This is a genomic window from Candidatus Thiodiazotropha sp. AKIB8, assembly GCF_058244675.1.
Genome location: NZ_JBSYOO010000037.1, coordinates 157,496 through 179,930 on the forward strand (window position 1 = coordinate 157,496; position 22,435 = coordinate 179,930).

Below are 22,435 nucleotides of genomic sequence, written 5' to 3' on the forward strand. Positions count from 1 at the left end.
CAGCTTGAAAAAGGTTGAGAAACTTCTTGACACAAGCTACCGGCACTGTAAAATAGGCGGTCTTTCTCAAGCAAAAGTTTTGAGAAGCTCTTTAACAATTAGGTTAGGTAATTTGTGTGGGTGCTCCGTTGATTTTGGGTAACCAAAAGATCGACAGAGAGCATTCAAAAAATAGTTAATTCTATTTCGAGAATCTCGAGTCAAAAGGATTGGCTGCCATAAGCAGCTATCAAACTTAAACTGAAGAGTTTGATCCTGGCTCAGATTGAACGCTGGCGGTATGCTTAACACATGCAAGTCGAACGGTAACAGCAAGAGCTTGCTCTTGGCTGACGAGTGGCGGACGGGTGAGTAACGCGTAGGAATCTGCCTAGTAGTGGGGGACAACTCGGGGAAACTCGAGCTAATACCGCATACGCCCTACGGGGGAAAGCGGGGGATCTTCGGACCTCGCGCTATTAGATGAGCCTGCGTTGGATTAGCTTGTTGGTGGGGTAATGGCCTACCAAGGCGACGATCCATAGCTGGTCTGAGAGGACGATCAGCCACACTGGGACTGAGACACGGCCCAGACTCCTACGGGAGGCAGCAGTGGGGAATATTGGACAATGGGGGCAACCCTGATCCAGCAATACCGCGTGTGTGAAGAAGGCCTGCGGGTTGTAAAGCACTTTCAATTGTGAAGAAAAGCCTAGAGTTAATAACTCTGGGTCTTGACGTTAACTTTAGAAGAAGCACCGGCTAACTCCGTGCCAGCAGCCGCGGTAATACGGAGGGTGCAAGCGTTAATCGGAATTACTGGGCGTAAAGCGCGCGTAGGTGGTTTAATAAGTCAGATGTGAAAGCCCCGGGCTCAACCTGGGAACTGCATTTGAAACTGTTAGACTAGAGTATGGTAGAGGGAAGTGGAATTCCGGGTGTAGCGGTGAAATGCGTAGATATCCGGAGGAACATCAGTGGCGAAGGCGACTTCCTGGACCAATACTGACACTGAGGTGCGAAAGCGTGGGTAGCAAACAGGATTAGATACCCTGGTAGTCCACGCCGTAAACGATGTCAACTAGCCGTTGGATCCATTTAAGGGTTTAGTGGCGAAGCTAACGCGATAAGTTGACCGCCTGGGGAGTACGGCCGCAAGGTTAAAACTCAAAGGAATTGACGGGGGCCCGCACAAGCGGTGGAGCATGTGGTTTAATTCGATGCAACGCGAAGAACCTTACCAGCCCTTGACATCCTGGAAACTTACTAGAGATAGTTTGGTGCCTTCGGGAATCCAGTGACAGGTGCTGCATGGCTGTCGTCAGCTCGTGTCGTGAGATGTTGGGTTAAGTCCCGTAACGAGCGCAACCCCTGTCCCTAGTTGCCAGCACATAATGGTGGGAACTCTAGGGAGACTGCCGGTGACAAACCGGAGGAAGGTGGGGATGACGTCAAGTCATCATGGCCCTTATGGGCTGGGCTACACACGTGCTACAATGGCCGGTACAGAGGGCCGCAAACCCGCGAGGGGGAGCTAATCTCAGAAAACCGGTCGTAGTCCGGATTGGAGTCTGCAACTCGACTCCATGAAGTCGGAATCGCTAGTAATCGCGAATCAGAATGTCGCGGTGAATACGTTCCCGGGCCTTGTACACACCGCCCGTCACACCATGGGAGTGGGTTGCAAAAGAAGTAGGTAGCTTAACCTTCGGGAGGGCGCTTACCACTTTGTGATTCATGACTGGGGTGAAGTCGTAACAAGGTAGCCGTAGGGGAACCTGCGGCTGGATCACCTCCTTTAAAGATGTTACCCGGATCTTCGGAGCATCCACACAAGTTACCTAACCGATGTTGAAGCAGATACAGACCTGTTGAACAGCTAAGCAGCTGTACTGCACTGAGTACTTGGGTCTGTAGCTCAGTTGGTTAGAGCGCACCCCTGATAAGGGTGAGGTCGGAGGTTCAAATCCTCCCAGACCCACCAATTTGTTCAGAAAACGATGACTCTTCAGGGGCCATAGCTCAGCTGGGAGAGCGCCTGCCTTGCACGCAGGAGGTCGGGAGTTCGATCCTCCCTGGCTCCACCAAATAGACAGGAAGTGTTAAGTGTCTAGCGAATTAAACGCTAGCCACTTCGTATTTTCGAAGTACTGCTCTTTAAAAATTAGGTTAGATCGCAGATAGGCGGATGTCGTGAGACATCCAAAATATCTATATAAGTACTAAGTTCTCAAACTTAGTTACTTGGGTATGTTGCATTTGTACGAGCGACCAAACTCCAGAATTTTTGGGGTTATATGGTCAAGTGATTAAGCGCATACGGTGGATGCCTAGGCGGTAGAAGGCGATGAAGGACGTTGTAGCTTGCGATAAGCTTCGGGGAGCCAGCAAACAGGCTTTGATCCGGAGATTTCCGAATGGGAAAACCCACCTGTCATAAGGCAGGTATCTTGCACTGAATTCATAGGTGTAAGAGGCTAACCCGGGGAACTGAAACATCTAAGTACCCGGAGGAAAAGAAATCAATTGAGATTCCCTCAGTAGCGGCGAGCGAACGGGGACCAGCCGAGCAAGAAATTCGTAGTGGAATGGTCTGGAAAGTCCAGCGATACAGGGTGATAGCCCCGTACACGAAATGAATGATTGACGTATTAAGTAGGTCGGAACACGTGATATTCTGACTGAAGATGGGGGGACCATCCTCCAAGGCTAAATACTCTCTACCGACCGATAGTGAACCAGTACCGTGAGGGAAAGGCGAAAAGAACCCCGTAGAGGGGAGTGAAATAGAACCTGAAACCGTATGCGTACAAGCAGTGGGAGCCCCTTCGGGGGTGACTGCGTACCTTTTGTATAATGGGTCAGCGACTTACTTCTCAGTGGCAAGCTTAACCGAATAGGGGAGGCGTAGGGAAACCGAGTCTTAATAGGGCGTTCAGTCGCTGGGAGTAGACCCGAAACCGGGCGATCTATCCATGGCCAGGGTGAAGGTGCGGTAACACGCGCTGGAGGCCCGAACCCACTTATGTTGAAAAATGAGGGGATGAGCTGTGGATAGGAGTGAAAGGCTAATCAAGCCCGGAGATAGCTGGTTCTCCTCGAAAGCTATTTAGGTAGCGCCTCGCGTCTCACTCCAGGGGGTAGAGCACTGTTTCGGCTAGGGGGCCATCCCGGCTTACCAAACCGATGCAAACTCCGAATACTTGGAAGTGCAATCGCGGGAGACACACGGCGGGTGCTAACGTCCGTCGTGGAAAGGGAAACAACCCAGACCGCCAGCTAAGGTCCCTAAATCATGGCTCAGTGGGAAACGATGTGGGAAGGCATAGACAGCTAGGAGGTTGGCTTAGAAGCAGCCATCCTTTAAAGAAAGCGTAATAGCTCACTAGTCGAGTCGGCCTGCGCGGAAGATTTAACGGGGCTTAAGCCATGTACCGAAGCTGCGGATGCGTGTTTACACGCATGGTAGAGGAGCGTTCTGTAAGCCTGCGAAGGTGTGTTGTAAAGCATGCTGGAGGTATCAGAAGTGCGAATGCTGACATGAGTAACGATAAAGGGGGTGAGAGGCCCCCTCGCCGAAAACCCAAGGTTTCCTGCTCAACGCTAATCGGAGCAGGGTTAGTCGGCCCCTAAGGCGAGGCAGAAATGCGTAGTCGATGGGAATCCGGTTAATATTCCGGAACTACTTATTATTGCGATGGGGTGACGGAGAAGGCTAGGTCATCCGGGTGTTGGTTTACCCGGTTTAAGCGTGTAGGGAGTCAGTTTAGGTAAATCCGGACTGGCAATTCTGAGACGTGATGACGAGTCTCCATGTGAGACGAAGTGATTGATGCCATACTTCCAGGAAAAACCTCTAAGCTTCAGATAATAAGTAACCGTACTCCAAACCGACACAGGTGGGTAGGGTGAGAATCCCAAGGCGCTTGAGAGAACTCTGGTGAAGGAACTAGGCAAAATAGTACCGTAACTTCGGGAGAAGGTACGCCCTTGGTATGTGAAGAGACTTGCTCTCGGAGCAGAAGAGGGTTGCAGTGACCAGGTGGCTGCGACTGTTTATTAAAAACATAGCACTCTGCAAACTCGAAAGAGGAAGTATAGGGTGTGACGCCTGCCCGGTGCCGGAAGGTTAATTGATGGGGTTAGTCCTCGGACGAAGCTCTTGATCGAAGCCCCGGTAAACGGCGGCCGTAACTATAACGGTCCTAAGGTAGCGAAATTCCTTGTCGGGTAAGTTCCGACCTGCACGAATGGCGTAACGATGGCCACGCTGTCTCCACCAGAGACTCAGTGAAATTGAAATCGCTGTTAAGATGCAGTGTACCCGCGGCTAGACGGAAAGACCCCGTGAACCTTTACTACAGCTTTGCACTGGACTTTGAATATGTTTGTGTAGGATAGGTGGGAGGCTTTGAAGCGAAGACGCCAGTCTTCGTGGAGCCAACCTTGAAATACCACCCTGACATATTTGGAGTTCTAACCTCGACCCGTTATCCGGGTTAGGGACAGTGTATGGTGGGTAGTTTGACTGGGGCGGTCTCCTCCCAAAGAGTAACGGAGGAGCACGAAGGTACCCTCAGCGCGGTCGGACATCGCGCAACGAGTGCAAAGGCATAAGGGTGCTTGACTGCGAGACAGACAAGTCGAGCAGGTACGAAAGTAGGTCTTAGTGATCCGGTGGTTCTGTATGGAAGGGCCATCGCTCAACGGATAAAAGGTACTCCGGGGATAACAGGCTGATACCGCCCAAGAGTTCATATCGACGGCGGTGTTTGGCACCTCGATGTCGGCTCATCACATCCTGGGGCTGAAGTCGGTCCCAAGGGTATGGCTGTTCGCCATTTAAAGTGGTACGCGAGCTGGGTTTAGAACGTCGTGAGACAGTTCGGTCCCTATCTGCCGTGGGCGTTTGAGATTTGAGGGAAGCTGCTCCTAGTACGAGAGGACCGGAGTGGACGTATCTCTGGTGTTCCGGTTGTCACGCCAGTGGCATTGCCGGGTAGCTAAATACGGACAGGATAACCGCTGAAAGCATCTAAGCGGGAAGCCCCTCCCAAGATTAGATCTCACTTGTCTCTTGAAGACACTGAAGGGCCGTTGAAGACTACAACGTTGATAGGCTGGGTGTGGAAGTACAGCAATGTATGAAGCTAACCAGTACTAATTGCCCGTGAGACTTGACCATATAACACCCAAACGTTTTGGGTTTGGTTCGAGCAAACGCATACTCAATAAACTTAAGCGATCTAACCGAATGCGAGTCGTCCCAGCTGGGGCGACTCCAACAGTTTGCCTGGCGGCCATAGCATGTTGGTACCACCCGATCCCATCTCGAACTCGGAAGTGAAACGACATAGCGCCGATGATAGTGTGGGGTTTCCCCATGTTAAAGTAGGTCACTGCCAGGTTTTTATGTAAAAACCCCGTATCGGAAACGATACGGGGTTTTTTTTTGCTATAAAGCGTAAAATCCTAGCCAACAGATTCATTAGTCTTAACAGGCCCTAATATCATCAAATGCTCATAGCCCTTGTTCTACTGATTATCGGATCGTCGTTACTTATACTCTCTGTGCGCCAAATTATTATACAAAGGCGTCTAATGAGGGGAGGTGTTAGTGGTGTATTCGGATCCATGCTTGTTTTTTCAGCAACAATAATTTTTTTGCTTCTATTAAATCTTCAAACTTATATTCAGTTAACTAAAGAAGTTGAGTTGGTAGAGGTGATGGTTTCTGAGATTACAGATCAGGGAGCCAGTGTAAATCTGACTATTGATGGTAGAGAAACAAACTATCTTATATCAGCGGATGAGTGGCGACTTGACGCCAGATTTATAAAATGGAAACCCTGGTTTACTGTGCTTGGTAAAGAGCCCATTGTGAGATTAGAGACACTAAGTGGAAAGTTGTATCGGAATAGCCAAAAAGATCAACAGACATACCATCTTTCATCAGAAATCGTTCAATTGGATGGTCTGTTATCATACCTGATAGATCGGTTTGGAATTTTAGATGTGATGTATGGCAGTTCGGTCTACATGCCAATAAAGAAAGGCGCTCGCTTTCGGGTTAGTGCAACGCACTCTGGACTTATTGCTCGTCCTGTCAATGAACAAGGTCGTATGGCTGTCCAAGACTGGAATTGAGAATGATTTACTACAAAATCCGACTGAAATCTCCACAGTCACATACTTTCGAAGTCGAAATCACCATAAATAACCCGGATCCTTCTGGTCAGGTCGTCTACCTTCCTGCATGGATTCGCGGAAGTTATTTGATAAGGGATTACGCCAGACATATCACATCTATTCAAGCGTCATGCAATAAAGCGCATGTTGAGTTGAAAAAACTTGATAAACAGACTTGGCAAATTGAGCCTGTAGAGGGTGCGTTAACAATTCGATATCTTATCTACGCATGGGAACTGTCAGTGAGATCAGCTCACTTTGATATCAATCACGCTTATTTTAATGGTCCAGCAGTTTTTTTAGGGGTAAGTGGGCAAGAGCAAAGCCGATGCTCGCTGGAAATAGTAGCGCCAGAAGATCAACAACTACTGGGCTGGAATGTCGCTTACCCGTTAAGCCCTGAAAGCTGTAACGAATCGGGTTTTGGGACATACATAGCTACAGACTATGAAGAACTAATCGATTGTCCGGCAGAGATTGGTCACTTTTCCGAGAGTGAATTTGAGGCAGCTGATTGCAAACATCGATTTGTTGTAAGTGGTACTAAAAGGTTTGATCATGAGAAGATTTGTAACGATTTACGTTTAATTTGTAAAAAACAGGTTGAGCTATTCGGAGAACTTCCAACCACAAATTACCTCTTTTTATTACGTCTGGTCGATAACGGGTATGGCGGACTTGAACATAAAAGTTCTACCAGTTTGATATTTCCCCGTGATGAAATACCTCCAAAACGAATTAAGGAGAATTCTGCAGGATATAGAAGGTTGTTGGCCCTATGCAGTCATGAATATTTCCATCTTTGGAATGTAAAACGCATTACGCCAAAGGTATTTACTGAGCAGAGCACACTTCACGAAGTTTACACGCGCCAATTATGGGTTTTCGAGGGTATTACCTCTTACTATGACGAGTTGATTTTGCTCCGTAGTGGCGTCATTGAACGGGACGAATACTTCATAATTTTAGCTGAGACGGTGACTCGGGTAATGCGTGGTAGTGGGCGGTTTAAGCAGACACTCGAAGAATCCAGTTTCGATGTTTGGACCAAGTTTTATAAACAGGATGAGAACGCCCCCAACGCAATTGTCAGCTACTATGCAAAAGGTGCTCTATTTGCTTTGATACTTGATCTGACGATTCGTTTGCAGAGTAACGGTGCCTCATCACTTGATCAGGTAATGCGTGAGATGTGGTTACGCTATGGAAAAACCGGTAAAGGTGTACCTGAAAATGGTTTTGAAGAGGTCGCTACCGAGATAACATCGTTGGATCTCAAGCCACTTTTTGATTTAGGACTTCGTTCAACAGCTGAGTTACCCCTTAGAGAGTGTCTCGAGTTGTTTGGTGTAGAGTTGAAACTGATGCCGGCAAAGTCGCAGGAGGATAAAGGTGGCATAGTTCGTACATCCGAAGCTGATCCTGGTGTCACTCTTGCGATTGGAGCGAAATGGACAGATAAAAATGGGGTAATTCGTGTAGAGCAGGTATTTGATGGAGGCGCAGCACAAAATAGTGGGTTATCAGCTGGCGATGAGATTATCGCAGTAGATGGACTTAGGGTAAATGCCAAGCAACTTGAAAGATATATAGCCGACACTGACCTGGGTTGCACTATTGAACTTCATCTGTTTCGACGTGACATGTTGATGTCTATCCATCTGCAGCCAACAGAAGCGCCGCAAGATACCTGTTATTTTAAACTGACCGATGAGGAAGATACAGAGGCGGCAAATCGACTGACAGCATGGTTGATGGGTAATGTCAGATAATTTTGACTTGGTTAAAATCATGGCGGATGGGCGCTTCCACTCTGGTGAAGAACTGGGGGGTAAGCTTGGTGTTAGCCGTGCTGCAGTTTGGAAAAAACTACAACTCGTGAAGGACCGCTATCTTCTTGGGATCGATGCTGTTAAAGGTAAGGGTTACCGGCTCAGTGAGTCCCTTGATTTACTGGATCGTGAAAAGATAATTGAACGATTACAACAATCAAATCCAGGCACTCTACCTTCACTGAATATTCACACTACAATCGACTCCACCAACAGCTGGCTTATGCAACAGGCTGCTTTGGGGATTGAGTCAGGGTCTGTCTGTTTGGCTGAGCAACAAAATGGCGGTAGAGGTCGGCATGGCCGCCAATGGGTATCGCCTTTTGGCAGAAACCTCTATTTTTCCATGCTGTTTCGTTTTGACCTTGCTCCGACGCAAGTAGCAGGACTAAGTCTGGCATCGGCAATAGGTGTTTTACGACTGTTACGTCAACTGAATTGTTATCAAGCAGGGCTTAAGTGGCCCAATGATATTCTTTGGCAGGGAAAAAAGTTGGCAGGACTGCTGCTTGAGGTGTCAGGTGAGACCAGTGGTCCGTCTCAGGTGGTTGTGGGTGTCGGTCTCAATGTTGGCATGGGTAGCCTGGGCGAAGAGATAGATCAGCCCTGGAGTGATTTACGAGAGATACCTGAAATTGCAGCCTGTAGCCGAAGTGAACTTGCTGCCAGTTTGACTATTCACTTAAGTGACATTGCGGAACAATATAGAGCTGAAGGGTTGCGAAGTTTTATAGATGAGTGGCATGCCAGTGATCTGTTTATGGGGAAAGAGGTGGTAATCCGCAGTGCCAATCGTGCCCAAAATGGTCAGCACCTCGGTATCGATGACTCCGGAGGAATCCTTATTCGGATCGAGGGGGAGCCCCGTTGTTTTCATGCTGGTGAAGTCAGTCTAAGGAGAGCCGGATAGGTTTTGTCATGAAGCTTTTTGTTGATATTGGCAATACATTGATCAAATGGGCAAGTGAAAAGGATTTGCAGTCTCAAGTTGTTCATCGAGCAAACTCTCAAGAGTTACCCGAGGTAATTGATACCCCATGGTCTGATATGGCTGAACCTGCGGAAGTGCATATTGCCTCTGTCAGACAGCAGAAAGTGGTCGATAATCTAACCTCATGGATCATTCAGCATTGGCAAGCTACCGTACGGATATCAGAAACAGTGCAGCGGGAATTAGGGGTAGTCAACGGTTATGCTACACCTTCGCAATTGGGAGTGGATCGCTGGCTGGCTCTACTTGCTGCGCGCAGAATCTGTAACAGGCCTGTGGTTGTGGTGGATCTGGGCTCGGCAACTACGATTGATGGCTTGGATGATAAAGGATGCCATTTGGGTGGAACCATAATCCCTGGATTGCAACTTTATGCCAAATGTCTTGATCTTAATACAGATCTTTCCATAGATAACAATCACTTGAATTTAAGTGAATTTGCGACTGATACCGCAACAGCCGTTCAAAGTGGTGCTATGCTGACACACCTATGCATGGTAGAAAGGTCACTGCTGCGTTTGCAGGAAATTTGTGGTGGTGGCGTGGAATGCATTCTTACCGGTGGAAATGCCCATCAATTGTCTGAATATCTTATGATTGCTCACCAGATCGTACCCGATCTGGTTTTACAAGGCTTGGCCTTACAGTCGACTTAAACCTAAAAGAATCAGTTGACCGCTCCATTCTAATAGCAGGTTCCTGATTTTTTTGAAAATAGCTGCGACGGTCTTGGTCACCTGTTGGGTGAATCACGCTGCCCAACTGATCTTTTTAGGTTAAACAAACTGACTTATGAAATGGTTCTTCTTTATTCTGATACTGATTAATCTTGGCCTGTTTCTGTTGATTTACCCTCAACAGCAGGAGGTAGAGAAATCATACGCTACGACTGATGTAGGCGAGTTAAGACTTGCAAGTGAGCTTAGTCAAAGCGCTACGGTCGATGAAACAGATGCTGTGAAAGATGAAGAGGCGATGCAAACTATGGATAGCAAAGCCGACCCTGAAGCTGAACAAACCCAGCCTGCTGGCGCTGCTGTTGTTGAGGCTCAATCTCAGGTTGAACTGGAGCTGGAAGCTGATAAGCCCTCGGAAACAGCTGATGTTGCAGTTGAGCCGGAAATGGTCACCACATCTGATGTGGTGCCACGCTGCGCCATGGTTGGGTATGTGGAAACCAGATCGGCGGCGGAAGAGATATCTGTTCGCCTCCGCGCACTTGGATTAAAACCTGAACTTCAATCGGAAACGCGTAATGAGCAGGCCGGGTATTGGGTACTTATTCCGCAACAAGCTACCCGCAGGGAGGCGGTCAAGATAGCGAAAAGGTTGGAAGAATCCGGTGTTTCAGACCTGTGGCGCTTTACCAGTGGTGAATTGGTGCACGCCATCTCCCTGGGACTGTTCCGGGATGAGGTTCGTGCAGGGGATCGAAAACGTGAAATCGATGCATTAGGGTTTGAATCGGTTATTCAACCTCGATACCGGGAAAAAACCAATTATTGGCTCAGGTATCAGGCAAACGACCCTACTGGAATCAGTGATCAAGACTGGTCCAGACTGGTGAAAGATTTTCCCGAACTGGTTTCTAAGGCTGTTGAGTGTCGTTAGGATTGCCAGAGAGAGAAGAAACGCTTAGAATTCGCACTCCTTAGCCGGCGTAGCTCAGTTGGTAGAGCAGCTGATTTGTAATCAGCTGGTCGGGGGTTCGAATCCTCTCGCCGGCTCCATTTTTCCTTAACCTGCGTAATTGCAGGCGCTCAGCGGGATTGTGTAACCTTGCGCTTTCCCGAATATCGATCCTTTTGATCGAATTCCTTATCGATTAGCCCGGTTTTATCATAAATCTAAATTTAACTGATTTAGGGCGCCATTGTGCTGTCGATGTCTAAATTATTTTTGCTCTATTGAAACTTGGTGTGTCAATTCGACCTGGATCGGGTGGAACCTAACCGTTATTCTGCACTTTCATGATTTGGATGAGCTGTCAGTGTATTGTGTTTGGTATAGACTTATTGCATAAAGAACTTTATTCGAATTCATGATCTGGATTCCTGATGGGCGTTCAACAATATCGCTAATCTTGGGACAAAAAGGGGAAGTCCATTGCTGAAGCGAATCTCATTATTAAAATCTGCACTTCTCTTTATGTTGCTCTCCATGCCTGTACACTCTGCAGATTGGGTATATACAGTCGTCGATGGTGACAACCTGTGGGATTTCAGCACCAAGTACTTAGACAGTGTGATGAGGTTCGAACAGCTTCGAAAGCTGAATAACATCAAGAACCCCAAACGCTTGCAGCCCGGCAGTTGGCTTAGGGTCCCGATGAAGTGGATTCGTAGCAATGCAGTTCCTGCACGAATCGAATTGATTGGTGGTCAAGTCAAAATTACCCGCTCAGATGGAACAGCTCTGAATGACCTCAAGCCTGGTACATTGATCCATTTGGGGGATACGCTGAAGACAGGACAAGATAGCAGTGTTGCTATTGTCTTTGCAGATGACACAAGGTTGACGCTGCACAGTGATGCTGAGATGCGCTTTGACCACCTCAGTGCCCATGGTGAGACAGGGATGGTTGATTCAAGACTGCATCTGGGTCGCGGCCGTATACAAACCAGAGTAAAACCTTCCGAAGGTCCTGGATCACGTTTTGAAATTCATACACCATCTGCAATAACTGCAGTTCGGGGTACAGCTTATCGTGCGGCTGTCAGCCTGGATGGAGAATCCTCTAACATTGAGGTTCTGGAAGGGGATGTGGTGGTCAGTGGTGCTGAAGAGCAAGCGCTGGTTAAAGCCGGGTTTGGTACCCGGGTAACTCAGGGGCAGCCACCAATACCACCGCGAAAACTATTATCACCACCCAAACTGAATGAAATTCCCGAACCTCTCAGAGAGTTGGATTGGCAACTTGGCTGGCAAAAGCTCGCGGGGGCTAAAAACTACCGGCTAGAGGTCAGCGATAATCAACAATTGGATATTCTGCTCTGGGAACAGGTCGTTTCTGATCATCAGCTTAGCCTGCCGGATCTACCAGATGGAGACTATTGGGTAAGCGTTCGAGGTATCGATGCAGATGGGCTGGAAGGCAGTAACACGGTAAAGAGGCTTGTTCTTGACAGGCATCCTCAACCACCGCAATCACTTAGCCCGGCTGATGGAGAGATGTTGCAGGGAGGCGATATTGAGCTGAAGTGGGATAGGCCCGACTATGCGAGTGGTTATCTCCTGGAAGTCGCAACGGATCAGGCTTTCGAGGATATTGTCATTAAGAGGGAGGTTGAAGATGTCGAACATATCAAACTGACCGATATATCCGAACCGGGAACCTACTATTGGCGTGTTGCTGCGAAATCAGATAGTGGAGAGCTGGGGCCTGCCGGAATCGTTCGTTCATGGCGTCTCAGATCTGAACTGGAGCCACCTGGTGTCACTATGGTGGTTACTGAAGAGCGAGTTATGGGCTCCTGGCAACAGCTAGATTCTGATCATCGTTATCATGTTCAGATAGCTCATGATCCAGACTTCAACCATCTTGAGCTTGATCAAGTTGTCTCGAAAAATGAGATTGAAATCGAACATATATATAGTCAACTACGCTATTTGAGAGTCTGTGTAGTAGACGAGGATGATTATCAGGGGCCATGGAGTGATGTCCACAAGATCGACCCTCTGCTTGGTAAAAGCGTTTGGATAGTTCCTGTAAGTCTGATTTACGGTTTGCTGTTTTTGTAGAGGAATGTTCAAGCACTTTTTCAATAAAGGAAAAGTCAGTCAGGTTATCCTGGCGATAGCTTTAGTTGTCTGTGCCAATGTACTCATTGGCAGTGCGGCAATTAAGCGCCTCGACTTTCTGTTTTACGACTACTTTCTCAATCTTCTTGATAATCATATCAGTGACGAGTTAGTGGTAGTCGCCATCGATGATAAGAGTCTACAGGAACTTGGTCGTTGGCCCTGGTCCCGGCGTTTTCATGCTAAACTGCTTAATCGTTTGACGGTCATGAATGCACGGGTTGTTGGATTTGATGTGCTTTTCTCTGAAGCTGAACAGAACGATCCTCAGGCTGATCAACTTTTTGCTGAAGCAATTGCAGCAAACGGGGTTACCGTACTTGCTGTGGCACCGAGTAATCCTCTGTCAGGCATTTCGATTTCAGAGGTGCTGCCGCTTCCCATACTTGCATCATCTGCAGCTGGTTTGGGACATGTTGATTTTGAGATCGACAGTGATGGGCTTTGCCGTAGGTTTTTCTTGCATGCGGGACTGGATGATGCCCGTTGGGCAACATTTTCTTTAGCGCTTATGAATGTGGCAGGTGAGCAGATTTCTCTGCCTGGTGTGGTCAATAAACAGTCACCAATGAGCAGTGAGTCAAGTTGGCTGCGCTCCGGAGAGTTTTTAATTCCTTATGATCCAAGTCCGGATACAGTTGAAACCATTTCTGTTCATCAACTGCTCAATGATGATGAAATTGCATCGAGGATTGAAGGTCGGTATGTATTGATTGGCTCAACTGCTACCGGTCTGGGTGATGTTATTTCTACACCAGTATCCCAGAGTCATCAGCGCATGCCAGGGGTCAGGTTGAATGCCCATGTGCTGAGTGGTCTCTTGAATGGCAGCTTATTGAGAGTGATGGATCATGGATATCATCTGCTCCTGACCTTGATCATAACAGGGGTGATTGCTTTGGTGCTGTCTTCAACCAGGTTTCCTCTGTCTATTGTTCTATTTCTGATTGCGATTGTTGGTCTACCCGCTCTATCAGGGCTTACCTTGTCTCTCAGCCAAGTCTGGTTTGCCCCTGCTGCCTCGATTGTTCCACTACTTATAGGCTTCCCGCTATGGGGGGTCTGGCTTCATCTGCATGAGAGACAGGTTAACAAGTCACTGAACATCAGAATGTATGACCAGGCTATGCACCATGCTGTAACCGGCTTACCTAATCAATACGCATTGGATGAATATTTGAGAGGCTTGAGCAGTTCGGGCTCTGATGATTTCAAGTGCTCTGCATTGATGATTGTGCATGTTAAATGGTTGGGCTCTGCTGGCGGAATCATCGGCGGAGCAGCTGGTAATCAGTTATTACAAGCGATTGCACAGCGGATTCGTGATGTGGTGCGAAGCGATGATCTTGTTGCTCATCTAGGTGGTGATGACTTCGGTGTTTTAGTGAATGGACTTAATGACCTGGAGTCAGCGCACTTGATTGCGAAAAATCTTCTTGCTGTATTACAGCAACCTATGGTGTACGAGGGTAATTCTGCTTTTCTTGGGCCGAGCATAGGATTGAGTCTCTGGCCTACCGAAAGTCAGGATGGAGAGAGTTTATTGCGTGATGCCAATATGGCTGTGTTTCGTGCGCGTATGCAGAATTCAGATTCCATCTGTCTCTTTTCTGAGCAGATAGCAAAAGAGGTTAAAGAGGGATCTCAGTTGGAACAGGCGCTTACTTATGCGATTGAGCGCAGTGAATTCGAGGTCTACTACCAACCCCAGGTAGTTACCGGTAACGGACGTATTTTTGGAGTTGAAGCGCTCATACGTTGGCATAATCCTGAGTTAGGTCTGGTCTATCCCAGCGCTTTTATTCCGGTTGCTGAACATACTGGATTAATTCGTTCAATCGGTTTGTGGGTGTTACGCACGGCTTGCAAACAGGTGCAACAGTGGAATCATGAAGGCTTCGGGCCTCTACGTTTGGCTGTTAATCTCTCACCAGTGCAGTTCAGTGACAAGAACCTGGTGGCTGAAGTGCGTAGATCTCTTGATGACAGCGGGCTTGATCCCAGGTTTTTAGAATTGGAGGTCACTGAGAGTACAGTCATGCAAAATCTTGAGGAGGCAAGATCTGCTATGCGTCTGTTGAAGGAAGAGGGTGTACAGCTTGCAATCGATGACTTTGGTACAGGCTACTCATCATTGAGTAATCTGCAACATTTTCCTTTTGATCGTATCAAGATCGATCAGTCTTTTACCCGTGAGTTTCAGGATAATGAAAGTGTAAAAGAGATTACTATGACAATCATTGAAATGGCGAAACGTTTAAAACTTGATGTCATTGCTGAGGGTGTTGAAACTGAAGCTCAAGCAGAAAACTTACGCCAATATGGTTGTGATGCTCTACAAGGATTCTATTTCAGTCACCCTCTGCCTGCATCTGAATTAACCACGATATTTTCCGGGCGGGTTGCAAACAATACCTCTCACACAGAGTTTAATGTTCAGAATAAATCCACTCGATGATCTCTTAACGTTTTTTTTAGCTGACGGAACTCCCTGGGTGCTGAGAAAGGATATACTCTGCGTCGCATTGATCGGCTTATTGGCTACCTGTTGAAGGAGTTTGGTTGTGGCATCTGGTTCTAAAAAAGTTATTTTCGCAGCATTGGCTGGTAATTCATTGATCTCGATTACCAAATTTGTCGCTGCATTTTTTACTGGTAGCTCTGCAATGCTATCCGAGGGCATCCACTCCCTTGTTGATACAGGGAATCAGGGGTTACTGCTGTATGGCATGGCCCGTGCTGAAAAACCGGCGGATGAGGCTTTTCCTTTCGGCTATGGCAAGGAGATCTATTTCTGGAGCTTTATCGTTGCGATCCTGATTTTCGCACTGGGTGGCGGTATTTCGATCTATGAAGGGATAAAACATATTCAGCACCCGGAACCGATCAGTAACCCGATAATAAACTACGTGGTACTGGGGTTGGCCATGCTGTTTGAGGGGGCTGCCTGGCTATTCGCTTTCAGGGAGTTCACCAAGGTGAAAGGTAAATGGGGATATATGGAGGCGGTTCAAAGGGCAAAAGATCCCTCTATTTTCGTGGTTTTGTTCGAAGATACGGCAGCACTGCTGGGACTTATTGTGGCATTTCTAGGCGTTATGCTGGCGCAGATGACCGGATTTCCGCTTTTCGATGGTTTGGCGTCGGTAGTTATCGGCTTAATACTTGTGGGAACAGCGATATGGCTCGCCTATGAGACTAAGGGTCTATTAATTGGAGAGAGTGCCAACCAGCCTGTGATTCAAGGGGTTAAGGCAATAGTTGCTGAAAAAGAGAGCGTGGATCACGTGAATGAAGTACTAACCATGCATATGGGGCCGGATTTTGTGTTGGTCAATCTCAGTGTGGACTTTAAGGATCATCTGACTGCTGACCAGGTTGAGAAGTCGATAGCAGAGATGGATTTGGCGATCAAAGCAGAATTTTCCCAGATAAAACGAATATTTATCGAGGCTGAAAAGCGCGCCGTCGCTCAGACATAAAGCGCAGCAAACGGGGTTGGGGTAATTTCAGTAGAATTGATACACGCTTTGGGTTGACCCATTGAAAGTGTACGGGTAGAATTCCGGCTCTTTACCTCGCCAGATGTCTGGCTGGGGGAATAACGGGATATTTCGGGGATTAATGCAATGTATGCGGTAATTCAAACCGGCGGAAAACAGTACCGCGTTTCTGAAGGCGATACCATCAAAGTCGAAATGCTGACTGCTGATGAGGGCGCTTCGGTGGAGCTGGATAAGGTTCTTATGATCACCAATGGTGATGATGTGAAAGTCGGTACGCCCTATGTTGAAGGCGGCAAGGTAACGGCTACTGTTAAATCCATTGGCCGTGGCAAGAAAGTGAAGATCATTAAGTTTCGTCGCCGCAAGCACCATATGAAACGTCAGGGACATCGTCAGTGGTTCACTGAGTTGCAAGTCACTGGCATTAGCGGTTAGGAGAGAGAGATGGCTCATAAAAAAGCAGGCGGTAGTACACGTAACGGCCGCGATTCGGAATCCAAACGTCTTGGCGTCAAGATTTTCGGTGATCAGGCTATAAAAGCTGGAAATATCATCGTTCGTCAGCGTGGCACCCAGTTCCATAATGGCGTAAATGTTGGCATTGGCAAGGATCACACCCTGTTTGCCAAAGCAGACGGTACCGTGAAGTTTGAAGTCAAGGGCCCTCGCAATCGCAAATATGTGAGCGTTGTTACCGACTAGTATTACTACGGAATTAACGCTCAAAAGCCTCGTCTGTGTACGAGGCTTTTTGCGTTTTAGTGCACTGTCTCTAACTCAAGCGTGATATCAGAGGCTTGCACTCTTTCCAAGGCAAGGCGCGATGCGCCAACAATGGCAGCTCCTTGTCAGGCAGCGCAACTCAGACGATGGCCTGGCGTCACGCGGATTTCACGCATTAGTATGAGACAGTACATCAGCCTATGAAATTTGTAGACGAAGCCAAGATAAAAGTTATTGCCGGAGACGGGGGAAATGGTTGTGCCGGATTTCGGCGCGAGAAGTATATTCCCAAAGGCGGGCCTGATGGTGGTGATGGGGGCAATGGCGGCAGTGTTTACCTGATTGCCGATAGTGGCCTCAACACCCTGGTGGACTTTCGCACACAGAGAACCCATAAGGCAGAGCGTGGCCAGAATGGCATGGGCCGTGAACGTACCGGTCGAAAAGGCAGTGATCTCAAGGTGCGAGTACCGGTGGGCACACGTATTCTGGATGACGAAACCGGGGAGTTACTGGGTGAGCTGCTGGAGCACCAGCAGAGTATGCTGGTCGCCAAAGGAGGTGAGCGGGGAATAGGTAATGTGCACTTTAAAAGCAGCACCAATCGTTCGCCACGGCAATTTACCTATGGTACTGAAGGTGATCGTCGGGAATTACGCCTGGAGTTGATTCTATTGGCGGATGTTGGTCTGTTGGGAATGCCGAATGCGGGTAAGTCGAGCCTGATCAGCAAGGTTTCCAGTGCCCGGCCCCGTGTAGCGGATTACCCCTTCACTACCCTCTATCCCAATCTCGGTGTTGTCAGTCTCGGTCATGATCATAGCTTTGTCGTGGCTGATATTCCTGGTGTGATTGAGGGTGCAGCAGAGGGTGCAGGGCTTGGATTGCAGTTTCTCAAGCACCTCTCCCGTACCCGTCTGTTGCTTCATCTTGTAGATATTGCACCATTGGATGAGACCATTGACAGTGCAGCTGAAGTTCGTCAGATTGAAAAGGAGCTATCGCGTTATTCTGATGAGCTTTCAACCAAAGAGCGTTGGCTTGTGCTGAATAAAAAAGATCTGTTGATGGCAGATGATTTTGAAGAGAGAAGTCGCAATCTGTGTCAGGCATTGGCTTGGGAAGGGCCGGTTTATGGCATCTCAGCAGTAAGTGGTGAGGGTACAAAGCAACTTGTATCGGACCTCATGTTACGACTCGAGGAGATTTGGCGGGTAGAGGAGCAGCCTGCTGAAGAAGATGATGATGCTGAGTGGGATCCACTGCAAAGCTGATAGCAGAATCACTCATGGGATAGTCGATTAACTTAAACCACCATATCAGGTAGCAAATGATTTCCCGGGAAAAGATCACCAGTTCGAGGCGCTGGGTTATAAAGATCGGTAGCGCACTACTTACTGCTGACGGTAAGGGTTTATCCCATGAATTACTCTCTGCATGGGTTGAACAGATGTCTGCACTCCGGCATGCCGGTAATGAAGTGGTGCTGGTATCGTCTGGAGCCGTCGCGGAAGGTATGAGCCGAATGGGTTGGCGAAACCGTCCTCATAATCTAAATGAACTGCAAGCGGCAGCAGCCATTGGTCAGATGGGATTGGTACATGCCTGGGAGGCGGGATTCCAAAAATATGATCTGCATACGGCTCAAGTTCTGCTGACCCGGGATGATCTTGAAAATCGTTCCCGCTATTTGAATGCACGCAGTACGCTTCGTACCCTGCTTGAATTGGGTGTGGTTCCTGTGGTCAACGAAAACGATACGGTAACAACCGATGAGCTTCGTTTCGGAGACAACGATACCCTGGCTGCTTTAGTGGCAAATCTGATCGAGGCTGATCTGTTGGTGTTGTTAACAGACCAGGAGGGTCTGTTTGATGCTGATCCACGCTTCAACCCTGATGCCTCTATGATCAATATGATGCGAGTCGATAATCCGCAACTCGATGTTGTGGCAGGGGGCAGTGCGAGTGGGCTCGGTTTGGGGGGTATGGTAACCAAGGTACGGGCTGCAAGGCTGGCTGCTCGTTCCGGTACAGGTACGATTATCGCATCGGGTAGAACTCAGCATGTTCTAGATGCCATTTCCCGAGGTGAGGAGGTTGGAACACTATTGGTACCAGTCCAGGAGAGACAGGCGGCAAGAAAACGCTGGTTAGCTGGTCAGCTTCAACCACGAGGAAGCCTGACTTTGGATGATGGTGCGGTACGTGTGTTACGTGAGCAGGGGAGCAGTCTGCTGGCGGTTGGGGTCTGTGACGTTAAGGGAGATTTTGGGCGTGGCGAAGTTGTCGTCTGCCTTGATCTTGCTGGAAATGAAATTGCCCGGGGTCTGGTCAACTATAGTGCCCAGGAGACGATACGTCTGAAGGGTATACCCAGCAGCCGCATTGAAGAGGTTCTGGGGTATGTGGATGAGGATGAGTTAATACATAGGGATAATCTGGTATTACTGTAAGAGGATGGTTGATTGCATTAGAGTTAGGCTTTAATCGACCCCTTTTCAGGCTTCCACTTGCTTCTGATGAGTGGATCGAAACAATTCAATAGCTGACTCCTGGAATCCATGTGATCTGGCAACCCTACTTTGTCTTCGCGCTAATCCTTGTCGCGATAATCTTATTCTTTAGCGGTCGCGTAAGACTCGATCTGACCGCAGCTTTTGTAATTCTTGCTCTGGCGATTTCCGGTGTGGTTACACCTTCCGAAGCTATTGCTGGCTTCGGTGATCCACTGGTGATGATGATAGCTGGGCTGTTTGTTATTGGGGAAGGTCTGCATCGAACCGGTGTGGCAGCGTGGGTTGGACAGCGCATTGCTACCATAGGACGAGGTAGTGAGTGGCATCTGATTCTTCTATTGATGCCGACAGTAGCGATACTCTCCGCTTTTATGAGCTCTACTGGTGTGGTGGCAATTTTTATTCCTGTGGTTATGAGCATGGCCCGTTCTGCTGGCTTGGCTGCACGTAGATTGCTGCTGCCACTAGCCTTTGCTTCGCTCATTGGTGGTATGTTGACGCTGATTGGTACACCGCCAAATCTTGCAGTTAGTCGGGCCTTGGTGGATGCCGGCATGGAAGGTTTTGGCTTTTTTGACTTTGCACCTATTGGTGGTGCAATCCTGCTTGTTGGTATTGTCTACATGCTGACTCTGGGAAGGCGATTATTGCCTGGCGGAAAGGTGGCTGAAGGTGAGTTGGCAAGGCGGAGCCTGCATGACATGGCAGAGGAGTACGGTATAACGGAGGGACTGCACCGACTGCAGGTTCGAACCGGATCACTCCTTTGTGATATGACTGTGGGTGAGGTTGGATTAAGAAGAAATTTCGCTATTACCGTAATGGCAGTGGAGCGACATGGCGCACTATTGACTGCTTTGAAGCCGGTTTTGATCGGCACACGCCTGCGTCAGGGGGATGAACTATATGTAGTGGCACCCCAGGCAATAATAGATCGCCATGCAGATTATCTGGGACTAAGTGACCTGGGTTTTCCCTCCGGGCTGCGTAGACGTCTACAGGGCCAGTTCGGTATGGCTGAGGCTTTGGTGGTGCCAGGGTCACCGCTGGTTGGCAAGACCGTGCGAGAGGGTAACTTCCGCAACCGTCAGGGTCTGACTGTACTCTCGATTCGACGGGCTGATCAACCAATGGCGCTCGATTTTGATCAGACCAGGATGGAGGCGGGCGACATGATGTTGCTGGCTGGCCCATGGGAAGCGTTGGAACAGATGAACGGCCCCAGGCGTGACCTGGCGTTGCTGGAGCTGCCTCAGGAGATAGTCGAGCGTACTTGGCATGGAAACCAGGCGCCCTGGGCTGTATTGGTCACCTTAGGTATGTTGATTGTAATGACCCTTCAGCTTACCTCTAATCTGGTGGCAGTGATGTTGGGTGCCTTTGCCATGATAGCAACTCGGTGTGTCAGTATGGATGAGGCCTACCGGTCTATGAACTGGCAGAGTCTGGTGCTGATTGCAGGCATGTTACCCCTGGCGCGTGCTTTAGAAGTGACCGGTGGTTCGGGCATGATGGTCACTAGCCTGGCAGAGTTTTTCCATGATATGGGACCCAGGGCGGTACTTGGCGGCCTGTTTCTGCTTACCTCACTGTTTAGTCAATTTATCTCCAATACGGCAACTACAGTATTGATTGCGCCCATCGCGCTTAACCTTGCGCTCGATATGGGACTCTCTCCAACGCCGTTTTTAATGACTGTCGCGATTGCAGCTTCCACAGCATTCGCGACACCCGTGGCCTCACCGGTAAATACATTGATACTTGGTCCGGGTAACTATCGCTTTAGTGATTTTCTGAAGATTGGTGTTCCGCTCCAGGTGCTGGCATTGATTGTTACTTTGGTCATGGTGCCATTGATCTTTTCAGTCGAAACTTAGATTGCCATAGTTTTCCTTATAGAAAATGATAGCTATCCGTGGTGTTGAATCACGATATCAATGGCGCCACGAATGGATTCAAGAGCCAGAACCCATTTTTCCAAATAGACTCCCAGTGGGTACACCCATAGCTTTTAGCAATGCGGGGAGTGGGCAGAATTTTGTGAGGGGAGCCTGGAATATCATGAAGCCTACAAACATAGCAGCATATAAAAAAATATCGACTTGAGTCGTTAGGTAAGCTCCAACGGTAGCCATAATCAGAATACCAACAATAGCAAATGTAATTTTCTCTACAGTCATCTTGATAACTCCTTAATGTTAAAAAACGCGGTGTGATCGTCCTCACTAACTTCATTCTATAAATCCTGAGATAGTAGTCTGGAACATTTGTTACACACGGACGCTACTGGCTGAAAAACAGTTCGGATGATTCTATAAAGAGGTGATTGGTATGTATAAATAACTGCGAGCTGAAACATAATATGACTTAGAAATGCATCCTTTCTCCGCTCTTAAAAAAACGGTAGGGTGGGGCCCTGCCCCACCAAGTAAGGTGAGTGACAGTTTGAGGTTTGATCCAGTCTTTAGTATTTTTTACTCAAGCCTTTTGCCAGGGCAAAGCCCCGCCCGTTGCGGGCAAAGCCTGTTTTTTGTCCTTAAGTGTAAATAACACAGAAACCATGATCAGATAGTAGCCACAAACTATAGTGAGCAACATTTCAAGTCACTTTCTCCATTGACGGTGGAATATCTACCGCCTCTTCAAACCTTGAATCGTCCAACATGAGACTCCAGTTCTGAAGCCAGGGCCTGCAGTTCAAGGGTGGAATTACTCAGTGCTTCTGTGCTGTTTGATGTTTGTATCGCAACCTGGTTTATATTGACAATGCTTTGGTCTACACCGACAACAGTTTGATGCTGCAGGTCAGTAGCACTTGATATATCCTGATTGAGTTGTGAGATATCAGCCATGGTTTTTGTAATCTGGTTGAGACTCTCTCCCGCCTGTTCTGCAG

At 48.2% G+C, this 22,435-nt stretch carries 14 protein-coding genes, 3 tRNA genes, 3 rRNA genes and 1 pseudogene; 19 read left to right on the forward strand and 2 right to left on the reverse strand.

Annotated elements, in window-relative coordinates; all coding sequences use genetic code 11:
- Positions 1-237: 237 nt before the first annotated feature.
- The 19 genes from AC4IFB_RS11610 (at position 238) to AC4IFB_RS11700 (ending at position 21,416) form a co-directional block, all read left to right on the forward strand.
- Positions 238-1,779: ribosomal RNA gene (locus AC4IFB_RS11610) — 16S ribosomal RNA — on the forward strand.
- Positions 1,780-1,886: 107 nt separating this feature from the next.
- A tRNA-Ile gene (locus AC4IFB_RS11615) sits at positions 1,887-1,963 on the forward strand.
- 27 nt (positions 1,964-1,990) lie between these two features.
- Positions 1,991-2,066 (forward strand) — tRNA-Ala (locus AC4IFB_RS11620).
- 212 nt (positions 2,067-2,278) lie between these two features.
- A 23S ribosomal RNA gene (locus AC4IFB_RS11625) occupies positions 2,279-5,164 on the forward strand.
- Positions 5,165-5,271: 107 nt separating this feature from the next.
- Positions 5,272-5,387: ribosomal RNA gene (rrf, locus tag AC4IFB_RS11630) — 5S ribosomal RNA — on the forward strand.
- The 16S, 23S and 5S rRNA genes sit together here with 2 tRNA genes alongside, the layout of an rRNA operon.
- A 226-nt stretch (positions 5,388-5,613) precedes the next feature.
- The gene (locus AC4IFB_RS11635) at positions 5,614-6,126 is read left to right on the forward strand and encodes a hypothetical protein (RefSeq protein ID WP_490780245.1); all 513 of its coding nucleotides are present in this window, start codon (positions 5,614-5,616) and stop codon (positions 6,124-6,126) included.
- A gap of 2 nt (positions 6,127-6,128) precedes the next feature.
- Positions 6,129-7,940, forward strand: coding sequence for a M61 family metallopeptidase (locus AC4IFB_RS11640; RefSeq protein ID WP_490780246.1), 1,812 nt, complete (start codon positions 6,129-6,131; stop codon positions 7,938-7,940).
- Entirely contained in the window at positions 7,930-8,910 is a 981-nt protein-coding gene (gene birA / locus AC4IFB_RS11645) for a bifunctional biotin--[acetyl-CoA-carboxylase] ligase/biotin operon repressor BirA (RefSeq protein ID WP_490780247.1), read from the forward strand. Before AC4IFB_RS11640 ends, birA begins: the two co-directional genes overlap by 11 nt.
- Before the next feature lie 8 nt (positions 8,911-8,918).
- Entirely contained in the window at positions 8,919-9,647 is a 729-nt protein-coding gene (locus tag AC4IFB_RS11650) for a type III pantothenate kinase (protein WP_490780248.1), read from the forward strand.
- A 136-nt stretch (positions 9,648-9,783) separates the two neighbouring features.
- Positions 9,784-10,602: an SPOR domain-containing protein gene (locus tag AC4IFB_RS11655; protein ID WP_490780249.1), complete on the forward strand. Its 819-nt coding sequence runs from the start codon at positions 9,784-9,786 to the stop codon at positions 10,600-10,602.
- 43 nt (positions 10,603-10,645) lie between these two features.
- A tRNA-Thr gene (locus AC4IFB_RS11660) sits at positions 10,646-10,721 on the forward strand.
- 376 nt (positions 10,722-11,097) lie between these two features.
- A complete protein-coding gene (locus tag AC4IFB_RS11665; protein WP_490780250.1) occupies positions 11,098-12,732 on the forward strand; it encodes a FecR domain-containing protein in 1,635 nt (544 codons plus the stop codon).
- A gap of 4 nt (positions 12,733-12,736) precedes the next feature.
- Positions 12,737-15,250 carry a putative bifunctional diguanylate cyclase/phosphodiesterase gene (locus AC4IFB_RS11670; RefSeq protein WP_490780251.1) on the forward strand — a complete coding sequence of 838 codons (2,514 nt, stop codon included), beginning with the start codon at positions 12,737-12,739 and terminating at the stop codon, positions 15,248-15,250.
- A gap of 106 nt (positions 15,251-15,356) precedes the next feature.
- The gene (locus AC4IFB_RS11675; protein WP_490780252.1) at positions 15,357-16,274 is read left to right on the forward strand and encodes a cation diffusion facilitator family transporter; all 918 of its coding nucleotides are present in this window, start codon (positions 15,357-15,359) and stop codon (positions 16,272-16,274) included.
- A gap of 147 nt (positions 16,275-16,421) precedes the next feature.
- Positions 16,422-16,733, forward strand: coding sequence for a 50S ribosomal protein L21 (gene rplU / locus AC4IFB_RS11680; RefSeq protein WP_490777972.1), 312 nt, complete (start codon positions 16,422-16,424; stop codon positions 16,731-16,733).
- Positions 16,734-16,742: 9 nt separating this feature from the next.
- Positions 16,743-17,000 (forward strand): 50S ribosomal protein L27, encoded by a 258-nt coding sequence (gene rpmA / locus AC4IFB_RS11685; protein WP_490777973.1) that lies wholly within the window; start codon positions 16,743-16,745, stop codon positions 16,998-17,000.
- 221 nt (positions 17,001-17,221) lie between these two features.
- On the forward strand, positions 17,222-18,295 hold the full coding sequence (gene cgtA / locus AC4IFB_RS11690; RefSeq protein WP_490777974.1) for an Obg family GTPase CgtA: 1,074 nt from the start codon (positions 17,222-17,224) through the stop codon (positions 18,293-18,295).
- Positions 18,296-18,351: 56 nt separating this feature from the next.
- The gene (gene proB, locus AC4IFB_RS11695) at positions 18,352-19,476 is read left to right on the forward strand and encodes a glutamate 5-kinase (protein WP_490780253.1); all 1,125 of its coding nucleotides are present in this window, start codon (positions 18,352-18,354) and stop codon (positions 19,474-19,476) included.
- 110 nt (positions 19,477-19,586) lie between these two features.
- On the forward strand, positions 19,587-21,416 hold the full coding sequence (locus AC4IFB_RS11700) for an SLC13 family permease (protein WP_490780254.1): 1,830 nt from the start codon (positions 19,587-19,589) through the stop codon (positions 21,414-21,416).
- A gap of 78 nt (positions 21,417-21,494) precedes the next feature.
- Here the strand turns inward: AC4IFB_RS11700 and AC4IFB_RS11705 are convergent, their stop codons facing one another.
- Positions 21,495-21,719: a YgaP-like transmembrane domain gene (locus tag AC4IFB_RS11705; RefSeq protein WP_490780255.1), complete on the reverse strand. Its 225-nt coding sequence runs from the start codon at positions 21,717-21,719 to the stop codon at positions 21,495-21,497.
- Positions 21,720-22,181: 462 nt separating this feature from the next.
- A pseudogene (locus tag AC4IFB_RS11710) lies at positions 22,182-22,435 on the reverse strand (hypothetical protein); the annotation flags it as partial.

Bases quoted from the DNA above. Each gene is read 5' to 3' on its own strand.
- AC4IFB_RS11635 (WP_490780245.1), top strand. From the start codon at position 5,614: ATGCTTGTTTTTTCAGCAACAATAATTTTTTTGCTTCTATTAAATCTT.
- AC4IFB_RS11640 (WP_490780246.1), top strand. From the start codon at position 6,129: ATGATTTACTACAAAATCCGACTGAAATCTCCACAGTCACATACTTTC.
- birA (WP_490780247.1), top strand. From the start codon at position 7,930: ATGTCAGATAATTTTGACTTGGTTAAAATCATGGCGGATGGGCGCTTC.
- AC4IFB_RS11650 (WP_490780248.1), top strand. From the start codon at position 8,919: ATGAAGCTTTTTGTTGATATTGGCAATACATTGATCAAATGGGCAAGT.
- AC4IFB_RS11655 (WP_490780249.1), top strand. From the start codon at position 9,784: ATGAAATGGTTCTTCTTTATTCTGATACTGATTAATCTTGGCCTGTTT.
- AC4IFB_RS11670 (WP_490780251.1), top strand. From the start codon at position 12,737: ATGTTCAAGCACTTTTTCAATAAAGGAAAAGTCAGTCAGGTTATCCTG.
- rplU (WP_490777972.1), top strand. From the start codon at position 16,422: ATGTATGCGGTAATTCAAACCGGCGGAAAACAGTACCGCGTTTCTGAA.
- rpmA (WP_490777973.1), top strand. From the start codon at position 16,743: ATGGCTCATAAAAAAGCAGGCGGTAGTACACGTAACGGCCGCGATTCG.
- cgtA (WP_490777974.1), top strand. From the start codon at position 17,222: ATGAAATTTGTAGACGAAGCCAAGATAAAAGTTATTGCCGGAGACGGG.
- proB (WP_490780253.1), top strand. From the start codon at position 18,352: ATGATTTCCCGGGAAAAGATCACCAGTTCGAGGCGCTGGGTTATAAAG.
- AC4IFB_RS11705 (WP_490780255.1), bottom strand. From the start codon at position 21,719: ATGACTGTAGAGAAAATTACATTTGCTATTGTTGGTATTCTGATTATG.